Consider the following 14845-nt stretch of genomic DNA (forward strand, 5'->3'; position numbering starts at 1 on the left):
ACCTGGCTGGTTGCAGGCGTGCAGGCCGTGATGTTGCGACGGCATCGTGCGCTGCGCTGGTCGGCAGCGACACGCAGGGGTGACTGTGCGGTGCGTACGCTTTTCAGCGCGATGGGCACGACGCAGAGATCGTGTGGCGCGAGTCGGAGAATGATGTTGCGTGCCGATGGAGTGGCATCGGTCCGGCCCGCCTGGCGAAGACGCCGCGGCAACCCAGCCGCGTCGATCGCCGCGCCTAGCTACCGTCGCCGGTGATGCCGGTCAGCAGCGACAACGCCGGGCTGGAGGGGCTGGTGTCGGGCATACGTCGGGCGCGCGCGCTGCGCGGGGCGTCGTGGCGGGGGCCGAACCAGATCAGTGCCGTGGCCAGGCACGCCGGCAGCACGATCGCAAATACCACGATGGCCACAAGCACCCACTGCCAGAGATTGAAGGTTGCCATCATCGTGTCCGCCCCGCGGCGAGCTCCGCCGAGGCGGCAAGCTTCCGGGATCGGCTGCGAACGTGGCGTCGAGAAACCGCGCCGGCCCGTGCCGTCCGTCGGGCTGAACAGCTTCATGGTGAGCGTGACCGCTGACCTCGCTCACGCCTGAGCCCGGCTCAGCGCGCGTCGAGGTAATACCAGCGGCCGTCTTCGCGCACGAAGCGGCTGTGTTCGGTCATGCGCACCGCGCTGCCGCCGCCGATGCGGTAGCGGGCCAGGAACGCCACCTCGGCGGTGTCGGTGCCGGTCTCGATGGCGCGTTGCACGGTCAGGCCGAGCCAGGTGGTGCGGCCGCCCTCGTCCAGCGACAGCTCGGGTGGGCGCGTGGACGGATGCCAGCTGGCGAGCAGGTACGCCACATCGCGGCGGACGTAGGCGCTGTAGCGCGCACGCATCAGGGTTTCGGCATCGGGCGCGGCGGCGCCGGCGTGGTAGTGCCCGCAGCACTGCGCGTAGGTGGCGGCGCGGCCGCAGGGACAGGGATCGTTGGGAGTGGAAGTCGGCATCTGGCGATTGTGCGGGAAGTGGGAAGTGGGAGGCGGGGTTTCTGCGCGTTTATGCTGTCGCCCCGTCGTGCGGAGCACCGCCTTGCTGGAACTGATTCCCACCGAGTTGCCGTGGCTGCTGTGCATCGCGTTTGTCGCCGGGCTGGTGGATGCGGCAGTCGGCGGCGGTGGCCTGATCCAGTTGCCGGGATTGTTTGCCACCCTGCCGCAGCAGGCGCCGTCGCTGGTTCTGGGCACCAACAAGTTCAGCGCGATGTTCGGCACCGGTGCCTCGGCGTGGCGCTATGCGCGCACTGTGCGCTTTCCGTGGCGGCCGGTGCTGTACGCGACGGTGGCGGCGTTTACGTTTTCGTTTCTGGGCGCGACCGCGGTCAGCCTGATGCCCAAGCAGGCAGTGCGGCCGCTGATCCTGGTGCTGCTGATCGCGATGCTGGTCTACACGCTGATCAAGAAGGACTTCGGTGCGCTGCATCGGCCACGCCAGATCGGCCGGCGCGAATTGATCACTGCCTTGGCGATGGGCGCGGCGATCGGTTTCTACGACGGGTTCTTCGGGCCCGGTACCGGCAGTTTCCTGATCTTCCTGTTCATCCGCTTTTTCGGGCTGGACTTTCTGCGCGCCTCGGCCGCGGCCAAGGTGGTGAACCTGGCCACCAACCTGGCGGCGCTGTCGTTCTTCCTGCCCAGCGGCCAGGTGATGCTGGCGATCGGCATCCCGATGGCGGTGGCCAACGTAGCCGGTGCGGTCGCCGGCACGCGGATGGCGCTACGCGGCGGCACGCCGCTGATCCGCACGTTGTTCCTGGTGCTGGTCATCGCGCTGATCGGCAAGATGGGCTGGGATCTGCTGCACGGGGTTTAGAACTCCATACTCAGCGTCGCCGACAAGGTGCACGGTGCGCCGGGAGAGTGGTGGTCTGCTGTCCCCGACCTGCGACGCCTGCGACCGCAGCGCGGTGACGCAGGCATCCAGGTGGCGCGCTCAGCGTTTTCCGCGCGGCTTGCCTGCAGATCCGCGCGTGGACGCAGCACGTGCCTTGGCCACGGGTTTGGTTGGCGCGGGCCTGGCCGCAGTGCGCGCGGCAGTTGTCCTGGTTGCCTTGGTTGCGCCACCCAGCGAAGTGGTGGCGCGCCTGGTCGCTACCGTCGATTTGGCAGCAGGCTTTTTCGGCGCTGCCGCTGTTGTCGCGGCTTTGTTCGGCCTGGCAGTCGGTTTGGCGGATGCGGTCGCGCGCCTGGGTGCCGTCCCGGTGTTCGCTGGCGTCCTGGCCGGTTTGGTCGGCGTTGCCGGCTTGCGCGCTGTGCCCGCTGCAGGCGATGCACGCCTGGCTGATGCAGGTTTGGCGGATGCGGCCTTGCCCGCTGCGGTCTTCGCCGCTGCCGACTTGCCTGATCCCGCACGTGCGCTGGCAGCGGCTGTCTTTGATGGCTTCGGCGCGGCTTGAACAGCCGGCGTCGATGCCGGCGCGACCTTGCTGGCCCGCTTGCCCGCCTTGGCCGCCACGTCGTCCTGTGCAGGGACGTCCTGAAGTGCCGCGCCCTCAGCGCCAGAGACGGCAGCGGTGCTGTCCATCCGCGTTTCACCCTGCGTCGAACGCGGTGCATCCTCGCGCTGCGCAGCACTCACCGCCTGTTCCGTCACCGCTGCAGCGGCCTCGTCCCCGCGCGAGCGCTCGGGCAACTGGAGTCGCTGCGCCTGCTCGTCGTATTCGATCAGCAGCACGCCGGAGTTGTGCCGGCCGCTGATTTCCACAAAGCAGGCACCGCCGATGAACGGCTCCAGCGTCATCACCGATTTCAGCGGCGTGGCCACCACCATCTGGAAACCGAAGTTCTCGAAGATGTTCATCGCCAGCGCGGTGAATTCGTTGTCGGCCTTGTCGAAGGCTTCGTCCAGCACCACCGCGCAGTAGCGCGGCAGTTCGCCGTCTTCGCCACCGAGCTGGTAGCGCAGTGCGGCGGCCAGGCAGGTGGTTGCCAGCTTCTGGCGCTGACCGCCGGATTTGCCGGCGCCGCTGCGGTAGATCTCCACCTGCGCGCGGGTCTGCGCATCCAGCTCCACGCCGATGAATTCCACATGCTGGCGCACGTCCAGCACCTGCTCGCGCCAGCGACGTGCGTCCGGTTCCTGCGCGCCCAGGCGTGCCACCAACGCGCGCAGGGTGGAAAACTGCGCTTCGGCCAGTGCGCGGTCTTCGGTCTGTTGATGCGACAGCACCGCGCGCAGCTGTTGCTGGAATTCCTGCACCTCGCCCAGGCGACGGTCGCTGACCTCGATGGTCAGCAGCGTGCCGCGATTGAACGGCACCTGCTCCAGACTGGCGTTGACCTCGTCCATGCGCTGCTTGATGCCCTTGTGGGCCTCGGCGGTGTGGCGCTGCAGGGCCAGCAGATTGTTCTTGCTCTGGGTCTGCAGCAGATCGAAGAAGCGGTGCTCGTGGCGCGGCAGGCCATCGCTTTCCAGGCGATCCAGGCGCGCGAGAAAATCGTCGGCACTGGCCAGGCTCACGGTGAAATCGCCGCTGTCTTCCGGCCATTGCTGGCAGTACTTGCGGAAGCAATCGAGCAGCTGCGCGCTGAGCCGGCTGTCGCGGCCCTGGCTCTCGGCCAATTGCTCGGCCAGGCCACGCTCCACCACGCGGAAATGCGCCTCCAGATTGTCCAGCGACAGCGGTGCCAGCGCCGCCAGGCGTTCGCGCAGGCCCTGCAGCTGGGTGGGCGTTAGCGCGGCGGTGCCGGCACGGCTGGCACAGGCAGCGTGCTGCTGTTCCAGCCGAACCCGCTCGCGTGCCAGCTGCGCGCGCTCCAGCCGCACGTCCTCGTAAGTGCGCTTGGCTTGGTCGCGCAAGGTACGTGCGGTCTCGATCGCCTGGCCGAGCGCGCGCAGGCCGCTGTTGCCTTCGCGCAGCTGCTGCAGCTGTTCGTCGATATCGCTCAGGCGCTGCAGCTTGGGGCCGACATCAATCTCGTCCCAGTCGCGCTCGACCAGCGTGTGCGCGGCCAGCTGCCGTTCCTGGTCCTGCTCGCGTTGCTTGCGCAGCGCGGCCACGTCGGCATCGCAGCTGGCGATGCGCTGGGCAAGCGTCTGCGCTTCGCGCTCGAACACCTTGAGCTTGTCGCGGTTGTCGTGACCCAGCAACCAGCGCTTGCGGTCGTTGACCGCATGGCGGTCGTCCTTTTCGTAACGGTCGCCGGGATGCTTGACCTGCCCTTCGCGGGTGATGGCACGGTCGGCATTGCGCAGCGCGGCGGCGTTGTCGACGCATTCGTAGTCGAAGCGACGCATCAACTCGTTGCGCAGCCACTCGGTGAAGGCATGCTCGCGCAGCTGCAGCTTGCCCGGCAATGCACGCGCATCCGGCGTGCGCGCCTGCAGCGCATCGTTGCGGCGTACCCGGAAATACACCAGCCGCGTGCCGAGCTGGGTGCGGTTGACCCATTCGCTGACCTGCGCGTAATGGCGGTCGTCCACCAGCAGCGACTGCGCAAAACCGCTCAGCACGCGCTCGATCGCACCGCGCCAGGCAGATTGATCCTCGCGCACCTGCACCAGTTCGCCAACGAATGGCAGCGCCGCTTCGGCAATGCCGGTGTCCTCGCACAGGCGCGCGCGCAAGGCCTGCATCGGTGCCGGCATGCTGGACGGGGCGCGCTTCAACGCATCCAGTTCGGCGCGGATCTCGGCAAAGCGCCGCTCATCGTCGCGGCGCACACCCATGCGCTCGGCGATCGCCTCGTCCAGCGCGCTGGCGTCGTGCTTGCCGTTCTCGAGCACGGTCTGCGCGTACGCGATCTGCTCGGCAAAGCCGCTGGCGCCTGCGGCCAGGGCGGTGCCGAGCTGGCGGCAGGCCTGTTCGATCTGCACGCGACGCCGCAGGCGCTCGTCACGCTCGCGCTCGACCCGGGCGCGCTCGCGTTCGAGTTCCTCGATCTGCTCGCCACCGGCGGCGCGTTGTTCGCGCTCCAGCCCGGCGAGCTTCTGTTCGTGATTGTCCAGCGACTCACGCCGCTGGCCTTCTTCGCCGGCCAGCCCGCGGTCCTGGCTGTCGAGTTCGTGCAGGCGCGTCTCCAGCAAGGCCAGACGCTGCTGTTCGCGGTAGCTGTCCACGCCCAGCTGCAGCTCGCGCAACTCGCCGACGCTGTGGCGCAAGGCCATCAGCGCCGCATGGTGCTCGCGTGCCGGGCTGAGCGTTTCCACCTGCCGGCGTGCGGTGACCACTGCATGGTGTGCGCCGTCGAGTTCGGCGAAGTCTTCCACCAGCCGGTCGGCCGCCTCGAACGTGCGCGGCTCGTCCAGCATGAAGCCGCGCAGGAACACATTGAGATCGCCCAGGTTCTTGGCCGACTGGGTCTTGTGCAGCAACCGCAACGCCATCTCGTTGCCGATGCCCAGCGCATGCCGAAAGCGCTCTGCGTAGCCGGCAAAACCATCGAAATGCGCGACCTCTTCGCCAAGACGCGCCTTGAGCCTGCGCAGATCCAGATCGAACCCATCCAGCTCGCTGGCCACATCGAAGCTGCGCGGCGCGACCATGTAATGGCGGCGCACATCGGCCGCGGCATTGCCGCTGCCGGCGATCCAGAACAGGCGAATCAGGCTGACCGTCTCGCCGTGCGCGTTGCGGTATTCCAGTACCAGCGCCGACCAGGTGGCGCCCTTGCGCAGGTATTGGGTGGCGATCTCGCCCGAGGCGCTGTCCTGCTGATCAGCCCAGGCACCGCGCACATACGACACCAGGCTGCGATCGCGCCCGCTGCGCTCGGCCTCGCGTGCGGCGGCGTTGAAGTCGACGATGCTGGGCGGGGTCAGCAACGCCGACATCGCATCCAGCAGGGTCGACTTGCCCGACCCGGAGCGCCCGACGAACAGGAAGCCCTTCTCGGCGATCGGCACCTCGGTCAAGCCGTTGAACGTGCCCCAGTTGTGCACCTGCAACCGCCGCATGCGGAACTGCTGCGCGCGCTGCTCGGCAAGCGAATCAGTGAACAGGGACGCGCCCGGCTGCGCCGGCGACAGGTTGGACTGGGAATTCATGGCTTACTCACCAAAACGGGATGACGGGTAACGCTGAAGACGAATCACATCAGGACTGTTTGTAGCGGGGTGTTGCGTGTTGCTGGGCTGTTGGCGGTGCTGTGGTCTGGGAGTGATTCGGTACGGCCCCTTCGCGGCCGGGGCCGCTCTTACGGGTGCGGTGGTCTGCGTTGACGTGGGGCGGCGGCGGCCGATAAGGAAGCTGGATGCCTTGCTGCAGCCCGTGGAAAAAGTGATCGCGTTTGATCGGGCGTGAGAGCCGACATCCATCGCACAACGCACGACTACACAAACTCCACGCATCCCGGGCGTCATACATCGGGCATCGCGATCGGCCGTCCGCTCATCCGCGCTTCGGGCACCTTCTCCCGATGGGGGAAGGCACTTAGTCGAGCGCAACATCTCCCTCGCGCAAGCCGCGATACGCCACCACCAGGGCCTGCACGTCTTCGGCCGAGAACAGCAACTTCAGCACCGGCGAGACCTCGTAGCGCTCCTCGCTGCCGCGCAGCCGCGACAGCAACTGGTTCTCGCGCATCTTGCCGATCGCCGTCAGCACCCGTCGCGCGAATCCGGCGCGGTCGGTGGACACGTTCTTCTCGTAGACCGACAAGGCCTCCACCAACTGCGCCTCGTCCACCACCGCCCGCTCGCCGCGCGTATCGGCTTCGGCCAGTTGCTGGCGCAGGAACAGCAGCAGCACCGACTCGATGAAGGTCAGCGGCGCGCTGCGCAGCAGGGTCGGCGATTCCAGCTCGGCGGTGTCGGCCTGACGGGTGAAGGCCACCCCGCCCTCGCGGTCCAGCACCAGCTCCAGGAACAGCTCGCACAAGACCTGGCGGATCGCCGCCTCGTTGCGCAGCAGCGCAGGCCACAACGCACCGTGGCGTTGCGCATCGATGCTGGGGCCGGCCAGCAGCTGGCACAGCGCGCGCCGCGCGTCGAACGGCAGCGTGCCGGTGTCGCCCAGGAACAGTTCGCCGCGCGGCTGTGCAGGCGATGTCTCCGTCAGCGGCGTGCGGCCGGCATCGGCCGACGCGCCGCTGTCCTCGTCCGCGTCCAGGCGGGTGTCCTCAGTCCAGTTCATTGCGTTTCTCCCGGGTGAACCACACCAGCGGAATGCGTGCGCGCCGCAGGGCGCCGTCGCCGCCTTCCCATTGCACCGTTTCCATCTGTCCGTCGATCACCACGCCGTGGCGCGTGCCCAGCGACAGGTAGCCGATCACGCTGCCCAGGCCCTGCGCGGCCGGGCGCTGCTGCAGCGCATCGCCGATGGTCAGGCGCGGGCGCTGGCCGAGCAGCTCGTGCAGGTCGCGGCGCAGGCTGCGCACGTCGATTTCCGATTGCGCGACCAGATCGCCCACGCTGTCGAGCGAGATGTCTGCCGCATCGGCGGCCTGCACGCGGCCATCGACCTGGGTCAGGCGCGGGTCGTGCAGGCGCCATTGCGACAGCGAACGCAGGCGGGCCGCGCTCAACGCCTGGGTGTAGCCGGTGGCGGTGGTGGCGTGCAGGCTGTCGCGCAGCTGCAAGGCTTCGCCCTGCGCCTGCTTGAGCAATTGATTGAGCCGGCGCTGCTCCAGATAGCCGCGGCTCTGCACGAAACCGCGCAGGCTGCGGGCGAAGTGCTGCATCACCGTGTGCACCTCGCCGCCGCGCTCCAGCAGCGTGCCGGTCAACCCGCGCAGGAAGGCGCGCTCGCGCCGGTCCAGCTTGCGCGCGAAACCGCGTGCCAGCAGCGCATCCAGCGCCTGATCGAGCTGGCTGCTTTGCTGGGTGTCGTTGAGCAGGCTCCAGAATGCCTCGAAGGTGCGCCCGGCCTCGCTGTCGGCGATCACGTCCACGCCGTTGAACAGCTGCTCCAGCACGTCGCCGCGTGCGCCCTCGTCGTCGATGATGCGTTCGCGGAACTGGCGGTTGAGCTGTTCGAAATCGTCGCGCACGCGATGGAAATCTTCGGCCAGCTCGTCGGAGAGATGGATCAGGTCACGGGCACGCTCCAGCGCGCGCTTGCCGTCCAGCGCGGCCACGCGGCCGGAGGCCACCCGTTCGATCTCGGCATCGATGCGCGCGCGTTCTTCGCGCAGGGCGGCCAGGCGCAGCTCCGGGTCGGCTTCGGTCTGGCCCGCCAGCTGCACCAGCTGCTGGATCACCAGCGACAGGCGGCTTTCGGTGGCGCTGCTGCTGCTCTCGCGCAGGCCGACGATGAAGCGGATGGCCTGGGTGGCCGCGCGCGACAACTCGTATTCTTCTTCGGCCGCGCCCTCGGGCAGGCGGCGTTCCAGCCAGCCCTGTGCCAGCCAATGCGCCAGATAGGCCTGCGCGGTGCGTGGCAACTCGCGCGAGAGCTCGTCGGCGCGCAGCGCGTCGAGCTGGCGCTGCAGGCGCTCGTGCAGCACGGCCGAGGGCAGGCGGCGTTCGCCGTCCAGCAACACCGTCTGCAGCAGGCCGATCAGCTCGGGCGCGTGGTCGGCGGCCAGCAGTTTCCACACCGGCTGCTCGCGCAATTGGCGATAGCCGGCGATACGTGCCTGGTGCTTCATGGCGACGGCAACGGCTGCCTCAACGCTTGCCGCCCACTTCGATGAACTGCAGGAACTCGGCGCGGGTGCGCGCGTCCTCGCGGAAGCTGCCCAGCATCTTGGAAGTCACCATGCTGACGCCGCGCTTGTGGATGCCGCGGGTGGTCATGCATTCGTGCGAGCCTTCCACCACCACGCCGACGCCGCGCGGCTGCAGCACGTCCTGGATGCACTGGGCGATCTGCGCGGTCATCTTTTCCTGCACCTGGAAGCGCCGCGCATAGCTTTCCACCACGCGCGCCAGCTTGCTGATGCCGACCACCTTGCCGCGCGGCAGATAGCCCACGTGCACCTTGCCGATGATCGGCGCCATGTGGTGCTCGCAGTGGCTCTCGTAGGAGATGTCGCGCAGCACGATCAGCTCGTCGTAGCCGGCCACTTCCTCGAAGGTGCGTTCCAGATACTCGCGCGGTTCCTCGCGGTACCCGCTGAACCAGTCGCCATAGGCTTCGGCGACCCGGCGCGGGGTGTCCAGCAGGCCTTCGCGGGCCGGGTCTTCGCCGGCCCAGCGCAGCAGGGTGCGCACGGCATCTTCGGCCTGGGCCTGGGTGACGGGGGAATCGGGCTGGTCGGACTGGCTCATGCGCAGGGTGCACCCAAAGGGGGCGAGCATGGTACCCGAGGACGGGCCGGCGGCCCCAGTGGCGGTTGCGCCGGCTTGCCCGGGTTCAGTGACTATTGATTCATTGTTGAATTGATAGCATCCTATCTATTATGACGAACAGCGTTCTCTCTCCCCGCGCCCAGCTCAGCTCCGGCCTGCTGGTCGCCGCCCGCCAGTGGCAGCGGCTGGCCGACCAGGCATTTGCCGAATTCGGGCTGTCCAGCGCCTGCACCGGGCCGTTGTTGATGATCGGCCGCTCCGGCGGCGGCATCCGCCAGGTCGCGCTGGCCCAGCAACTGGGCATGGAAGGCCCCTCCCTGGTGCGGCTGCTGGACAAGTTGTGCGCGCAGACGCTGGTGCGCCGCGAGGCCGACAGCAGCGACCGCCGCGCCAACCAGCTGTGGCTCACCGACGCAGGCCAGGCGCTGGTCGGGCGCATCGAGATCCGCCTGGATGCGCTGCGCGCAGAAGTGTTCGGCGCGCTCAGCGAGGCGCAGGTGCAGGTGGTGCTGACCTTGTGGGAGCAGATCGCGCAGGCGCACGCGCGGCTGAGTCAGTCCGACTGAGCCCGCTGTCGGGCGTCGCGCTGCGACGCCGGTTGTGACGTTCCGGATGGCCCGGTGCGCATTGCGCACGGCGCCGGACGTGGTTGTTCCCCCCTTGCCCAGGATGTGCCCGATGTACGGCGAATTCAGTCTCTACGGTGTGTTCGTTCCCACCTTGCTGGCGTTGATGACGCTGGCCTACCTGCTCAACAGCGCCATCGGCGCGCTGCTGACCCGGGCCGGCGCGTACCGGCATATCTGGCACCCGGCGCTGTTCAACCTGGCGCTGTACATCGCGCTGCTGGGCGGCCTGTTTTCCCTTACCCGTTGGATGCAATCGTGAAAAAGCTGATCAAGAACGCGGGGCCGGCGCTGTTGACCCTGGCAATGGTGGTGGTGGCAGCCGTGGTGCTGCAGCACCTGTGGCGTTATTACATGGAAGCGCCGTGGACGCGCGATGCGCACGTGGGCGCCGATGTGGTGCAGGTGGCGCCGGATGTGTCCGGGCTGGTGGAGGAAGTGGCGGTGGCCGACAATCAGGCGGTGCGGCGCGGGCAGTTGCTGTTCGTGGTGGACTGCACACGCTATGCGATCGCGCTGGAACAGGCGCGCGCCGCGCTGGCCGAGCGCCAGGCCACCTTGAGCCAGTTGCGCCGCGAGATCGCGCGCGACCGCAGCCTGCAGGACCTGGTGGCTGCCGAAGATGCCGAGGTGCGCCGCTCCAATGTGCAGAAGGCGCAGGCGGCGGTGGCCACCGCGCAATCGGCGGTGGACCTGGCTCAGCTCAACCTGGACCGCACGCAGGTGCGCAGCCCGGCCGACGGCCATGTCAGCGACCGCACCGTGCGCGTGGGCGATTACGTCAGCGCCGGGCACCCGGTGGTGGCGGTGCTGGATACCGGCTCGTTCCGCGTCGACGGCTATTTCGAAGAGACCCGCCTGCAGGGCGTGCATGCCGGCCAGCGCGTGGACGTGCACCTGATGGGCGAGCCGGCCACCTTGCACGGGCATGTGCAGAGCATCGCCGCCGGTATCGAGGACCGTTACCGCAGCGGCAGCGCCGGCGCCTTGCCCAACGTCACGCCGGCATTCGACTGGGTGCGGCTGGCGCAGCGCATCCCGGTGCGCATCGTGCTGGATCGGGTGCCGGCGCATGTGCAGCTGATCGCCGGGCGCACCGCCACCGTGACCATCCTGCCGGACGCCGTGCGCGACGCCGCCAGCGCGCCTGCCCGCGTGCCGGCCAAGGCCGCGCCATGAACCGCACCGTATTGCGTCCCCTGGGACTGGCCACGCTGCTGGCCACATTGAGCGCCTGCACCACGGTTGGCCCGAACTACGCGGGGCCGGCGGAGTCGGCCTACCAGCGCCCGGCCGCCAATGCCGCGTTTGGCGACACCGGCAACGACCAGGTGCAGGCCGGCGCACCGCTGCCGGCACGTTGGTGGGCGCTGTACCAAGACCCGATGCTGGATGGCCTGATCGAACAGGCCTTGCGCGACAACGTCGAGCTGAAGGTGGCCGGTGCCAACCTGCGCCGCGCCGCGGCGGTGTACGAACAGGCGCTGGACGCGGGCGGTTTCGATTACGAGGTGGAGGCCGGCGTCAGCCGCGCGCAGGTCTCGGCCGAGGCCTTCCTGCAGCAGGAAAAGCTGCCGGTGTTCAACCTGGCCGACGGCAAGTTCGGGGTGTCGTATCAGTTCGATCTGTTCGGCAAGCTGCAACGCGGCGCCGAGGCCGCGCAGGCCGACACGCAGGTCGCCCAGGCCGCGATCGACCTCGCGCGGGTCAACGTCGCCGCGCAGGTGGCCGGCAGCTACGTGGAGATCTGCCACGCCAACCACGAGCTGCACGTGGCCGAGCATTCGCTGCAGTTGCAGCAGCGCAGCCGCGACATCACCCAGCGCCTGATCGCTGCCGGCCGCGGCACCCCGCCCGATCTGGCCCGCGCCACCGCGCAGGTGGCGATGCTGGAAGCGGCGCTGCCGCCGCTGCGCGCGCGCCGCCAGGCCGCCGGTTACCAACTGGCCGCGCTGCTCGGCAAGACGCCCGGCGAGGTGCCGGCCGGCGTGGACGACTGTGCGCACGCGCCGGCCCTGCAGCGCCCGATCCCGATCGGCGACGGCCGCGCGCTGCTGGCGCGTCGCCCGGATGTGCGCCAGGCCGAACGCCGGCTGGCGGCAGCCACCGCGCGCATCGGCGTGGCCACCGCCGAGCTGTATCCGGATATCCGTCTGGGCGGCTCGATCGGTGCCACCGGCCTGCTGGCCGACTTCGGTGAGCCGGCCACGCATGCCTGGTCGTTCGGCCCGCTGATCTCGTGGACGCTGCCATCCGGCGGTGCGCGTGCGCGCGTGCGCGCCACCGAAGCCGGCGCGGACGCGGCGCTGGCGCAGTTCGACAACACCGTGCTGCAGGCGCTGCGCGAGGTGCAGACTGCCTTGTCGCGTTACGCGCAGGATCTGGACCGCCTGCACCTGCTGGAACAGGCGCAGCAACAGGCCGACCTGGCGTCGGCGCAGAACCGGCGTTTGTACCAGGGCGGGCGTACGCCGTATCTGTCCAGCCTGGATGCCGAGCGCACGCTGGCCACCGCCGACATGACGCTGGCCAATGCGCAGGCGCAGGTCTCGCAGGATCAACTGCAGCTGTTCCTGGCGCTGGGCGGCGGCTGGGAAGCAGCCGCCGGCCGCACCGACCCGACTGCCGCGCGATGAGTGCGCTGCTGCGCGATCGCCAGGCCTGGCTGTTTTCGGCCAAGACCTTCGCCGCCTCGATCGCGGCGTTGTACGTGGGGCTGGCCGGCAATCTGTCGCGGCCGTACTGGGCGATGGCCACGGTCTATATCGTCTCCCAGCCGCTGCTCGGCCCCACCCGCGCCAAGGGCGTGTACCGCGTGCTCGGCACCTTGCTGGCCGGCGCGGCCACCCTGGTGATGCTGCCGAACCTGGTGGAAACGCCGCTGCTGCTCAGTGCGGCGATGGCGTTGTGGCTGTCGGCCTGCCTGTTCCTGGCGCTGCTCAATCGCGGCCCGCGCGGTTATGCGTTTTTGCTGGCCGGCTACACCACCGCCTTCATCGGCTTCCCGGCGGTGACCGCGCCGGAGGGCATCTTCGACACCGTGGTGGCGCGCAGCGAGGAGATCATCCTGGGCACGGTGATGGCGGTGCTGTTCGCCGCGCTGGTCTTCCCCGCCTCGGTCAAGCCGATGCTCACCGCGCGCATCGGCAACTGGATGCAGGACGCCGCGCAATGGTGCCGGCAGGTGCTGCAGCGCGGCCCGTCGCAGGCACCGCGCAATCGGCTGGCCGCCGATCTGGTGCAGTTCGAGGCCTTGATCGCCTTCGTGCGCCACGACGACCCACGCCATGCCGGTGCCGTCCCCACGCTGGAGCAGCTGCGCGCACGCATGCTGATGCTGCTGCCGGTGCTGTCGTCGATGGCCGATCGGCTGGATGCGTTACAGCGCGATGGGTCTGCGTTGCCGCTCGCCACCGCCGCGCTGCTGGAGGACGTCGCAGCCTGGGTGGGCCAGGGCGAGGACGCACCCAGCGATGCGGACGTCGACGCCTTGCGCGCACGCATCGTCGCACTGCGCCCGGTGGTGGATCAGGACATCGAGCATCTGCTGCTGGCCAGCCTGCTGCTGCGGCTGGAAGAGCTGCTCGACCTGTGGCAGGACTGCCGCGCGCTGCAGCAGGCGGTGGTGCACGGCACGGCGACGCCGGTGCTGCGCGCGATGCCGGGTGCGGCGAGACAAGCTGCAACGGCGGAATCATCCGAACGGGCTGACGCGGCACACAGCGAACCTGCTATGCGTTCGCGCATGCACCCCTCGGTGCTGCAGCGCATGACCCGGTCACCGCGCGACACAACCGATGCGCCGGCAGCGGCCAGCACCACCCGCCATATCGATTTCGGCATGGCCGCGTTTTCCGCACTCAGCGCGGGCTTTGCGTTGATGGCGTACTGCGTGCTGTGGATCGGCATCGGCTGGGAAGGCGGCGGCAACGGCGCGATGATGGCGGCGGTGACTGCCGCATTCTTCGCCGCGCAGGACGACCCGGCGCCGAGCATGCTGTCGTTCCTGACCTGGGCGGTGGTGGCCAGCGTGGTCGCCGGCATCTATCTGTTCGGCATCTTCCCGGCCATCCACGATTTCCCGATGCTGGTGTTGGTGCTGGCGGCGGTGTTCCTGCCGATCGGCGCGTTGCTGCATCGCCCCAAGACCATGCTGGTCGCGCTGCCGCTGGTGGTGAACCTCACCGCGCTGCTGAGCCTGCAGAACACCTACAACGCCAATATCCAGAGCTTCGTCAACGCGGCGGTGGCGATGGTGCTGGGGATTGGATTTGCCGTGGTGCTGACGCGCTTGTTCCGCTCGGTGGGCGCCGAATGGAGCGCGCGCCGGCTGGTGCGCCAGGGCTGGCGCACGCTGGCCGATGCCGCCGAGGGCCGCGGCGCGCAGGACCGGCAGCACTTTGCCGCCCGCATGCTGGACCTGCTTGGCCTGCTCGCACCCCGGCTGGCATTGACCCCGGAAGGCAGCGAGCTGGCCTCGGTGGATATGCTCAACGAAGTGCGCGTGGGCTTGAACATCCTGCAACTGCGCAGCGCGCGGCATGGTTTGCCGCAGCCGAGCGTTGAGGCCGTGAACGCGATCCTGGCCGATGTTGCCGCGCACTACCGGCAACAGATCGCGCACAAGCGCCCGCTGCCTGCGCCTGATGCGCTGCGTGCGCGGCTGGATGCCTCGCTGGCGCGCGTCGGCAAGGTGCCGGCGGGTGCGCATCGCGATGAGGCGCTGCTGGGGTTGATCGGCTTGCGTTACAGCGTGTTTGCGCAGACGGCGCCGCATACCCAGGCAAACGCCGGTACTCGTCCGCCCTTGGCCCCTCTCCCTGCGGGGCGGTAAGGCACTGCCTGCGCGCCACTGGCGCGCGTGCCCTGGAGCGCCCGCGCTGCTGGCGGGGGTTGGGGTGAGGGGTCGTGTACCAATCCACGACCGCAGGATCGATGCTTCACCTTGGCGGCGCGTGGCGACGCGCTCACCACGGTCGGCGTGCCAGTCACCGGAGGTGCCCCGCAT

General features: G+C 69.0%; 11 protein-coding genes and 1 pseudogene. 6 read left to right on the forward strand and 6 right to left on the reverse strand.

Going from position 1 to position 14845, the window contains the following annotated elements; translation table 11 throughout:
• Positions 1-235 precede the first annotated feature (235 nt).
• On the reverse strand, positions 236-442 hold the full coding sequence (locus ABQ039_RS19655; protein WP_024939646.1) for a hypothetical protein: 207 nt from the start codon (positions 440-442) through the stop codon (positions 236-238).
• Between the two features lie 158 nt (positions 443-600).
• A complete protein-coding gene (locus ABQ039_RS19660) occupies positions 601-990 on the reverse strand; it encodes a YchJ family protein (protein WP_054591718.1) in 390 nt (129 codons plus the stop codon).
• Between the two features lie 82 nt (positions 991-1072).
• Between ABQ039_RS19660 and ABQ039_RS19665 the strand changes: the two genes are divergently transcribed.
• Positions 1073-1852: a TSUP family transporter gene (locus ABQ039_RS19665; protein ID WP_349778319.1), complete on the forward strand. Its 780-nt coding sequence runs from the start codon at positions 1073-1075 to the stop codon at positions 1850-1852.
• 780 nt (positions 1853-2632) lie between these two features.
• On the opposite strand, the pseudogene ABQ039_RS19670 reads toward ABQ039_RS19665, so the two are convergent.
• The 4 genes and pseudogenes from ABQ039_RS19670 to folE all read right to left on the reverse strand — a co-directional run.
• A pseudogene (locus ABQ039_RS19670) lies at positions 2633-6025 on the reverse strand (ATP-binding protein); the annotation flags it as partial.
• A gap of 385 nt (positions 6026-6410) precedes the next feature.
• A complete protein-coding gene (locus tag ABQ039_RS19675; RefSeq protein ID WP_039518266.1) occupies positions 6411-7112 on the reverse strand; it encodes a DUF4194 domain-containing protein in 702 nt (233 codons plus the stop codon).
• Positions 7099-8568 carry a DUF3375 domain-containing protein gene (locus tag ABQ039_RS19680; protein ID WP_016902174.1) on the reverse strand — a complete coding sequence of 490 codons (1470 nt, stop codon included), beginning with the start codon at positions 8566-8568 and terminating at the stop codon, positions 7099-7101. The genes ABQ039_RS19675 and ABQ039_RS19680 overlap by 14 nt, the downstream gene beginning before the upstream one ends.
• 19 nt (positions 8569-8587) lie before the next feature.
• Positions 8588-9190, reverse strand: coding sequence for a GTP cyclohydrolase I FolE (gene folE, locus ABQ039_RS19685; RefSeq protein WP_016902173.1), 603 nt, complete (start codon positions 9188-9190; stop codon positions 8588-8590).
• A 131-nt stretch (positions 9191-9321) separates the two neighbouring features.
• Here folE and ABQ039_RS19690 point away from each other — a divergent pair, with 131 nt between their 5' ends.
• The 5 genes from ABQ039_RS19690 to ABQ039_RS19710 all read left to right on the forward strand — a co-directional run bounded on the left by ABQ039_RS19690 (position 9322) and on the right by ABQ039_RS19710 (position 14671).
• A complete protein-coding gene (locus tag ABQ039_RS19690; RefSeq protein ID WP_349778317.1) occupies positions 9322-9777 on the forward strand; it encodes a MarR family winged helix-turn-helix transcriptional regulator in 456 nt (151 codons plus the stop codon).
• Between the two features lie 103 nt (positions 9778-9880).
• Positions 9881-10099 carry a DUF1656 domain-containing protein gene (locus tag ABQ039_RS19695; RefSeq protein ID WP_024939640.1) on the forward strand — a complete coding sequence of 73 codons (219 nt, stop codon included), beginning with the start codon at positions 9881-9883 and terminating at the stop codon, positions 10097-10099.
• Positions 10096-11016 carry an efflux RND transporter periplasmic adaptor subunit gene (locus tag ABQ039_RS19700; protein ID WP_349778316.1) on the forward strand — a complete coding sequence of 307 codons (921 nt, stop codon included), beginning with the start codon at positions 10096-10098 and terminating at the stop codon, positions 11014-11016. The genes ABQ039_RS19695 and ABQ039_RS19700 overlap by 4 nt, the downstream gene beginning before the upstream one ends.
• Positions 11013-12473 carry an efflux transporter outer membrane subunit gene (locus ABQ039_RS19705; protein WP_349778315.1) on the forward strand — a complete coding sequence of 487 codons (1461 nt, stop codon included), beginning with the start codon at positions 11013-11015 and terminating at the stop codon, positions 12471-12473. The genes ABQ039_RS19700 and ABQ039_RS19705 overlap by 4 nt, the downstream gene beginning before the upstream one ends.
• Positions 12470-14671, forward strand: a complete 2202-nt coding sequence (locus ABQ039_RS19710) for an FUSC family protein (protein WP_349778314.1) — start codon at positions 12470-12472, stop codon at positions 14669-14671. Before ABQ039_RS19705 ends, ABQ039_RS19710 begins: the two co-directional genes overlap by 4 nt.
• The last annotated feature ends 174 nt before the right edge of the window (positions 14672-14845 follow it).

This window comes from Xanthomonas sp. WHRI 6108, assembly GCF_040202385.2.
GTDB lineage: Bacteria > Pseudomonadota > Gammaproteobacteria > Xanthomonadales > Xanthomonadaceae > Xanthomonas > Xanthomonas arboricola.

Bases quoted from the DNA above. Each gene is read 5' to 3' on its own strand.
- ABQ039_RS19705 (WP_349778315.1), top strand. From the start codon at position 11,013: ATGAACCGCACCGTATTGCGTCCCCTGGGACTGGCCACGCTGCTGGCC.
- ABQ039_RS19675 (WP_039518266.1), bottom strand. From the start codon at position 7,112: ATGAACTGGACTGAGGACACCCGCCTGGACGCGGACGAGGACAGCGGC.
- ABQ039_RS19710 (WP_349778314.1), top strand. From the start codon at position 12,470: ATGAGTGCGCTGCTGCGCGATCGCCAGGCCTGGCTGTTTTCGGCCAAG.
- folE (WP_016902173.1), bottom strand. From the start codon at position 9,190: ATGAGCCAGTCCGACCAGCCCGATTCCCCCGTCACCCAGGCCCAGGCC.
- ABQ039_RS19695 (WP_024939640.1), top strand. From the start codon at position 9,881: ATGTGCCCGATGTACGGCGAATTCAGTCTCTACGGTGTGTTCGTTCCC.
- ABQ039_RS19660 (WP_054591718.1), bottom strand. From the start codon at position 990: ATGCCGACTTCCACTCCCAACGATCCCTGTCCCTGCGGCCGCGCCGCC.
- ABQ039_RS19655 (WP_024939646.1), bottom strand. From the start codon at position 442: ATGGCAACCTTCAATCTCTGGCAGTGGGTGCTTGTGGCCATCGTGGTA.
- ABQ039_RS19680 (WP_016902174.1), bottom strand. From the start codon at position 8,568: ATGAAGCACCAGGCACGTATCGCCGGCTATCGCCAATTGCGCGAGCAG.
- ABQ039_RS19690 (WP_349778317.1), top strand. From the start codon at position 9,322: ATGACGAACAGCGTTCTCTCTCCCCGCGCCCAGCTCAGCTCCGGCCTG.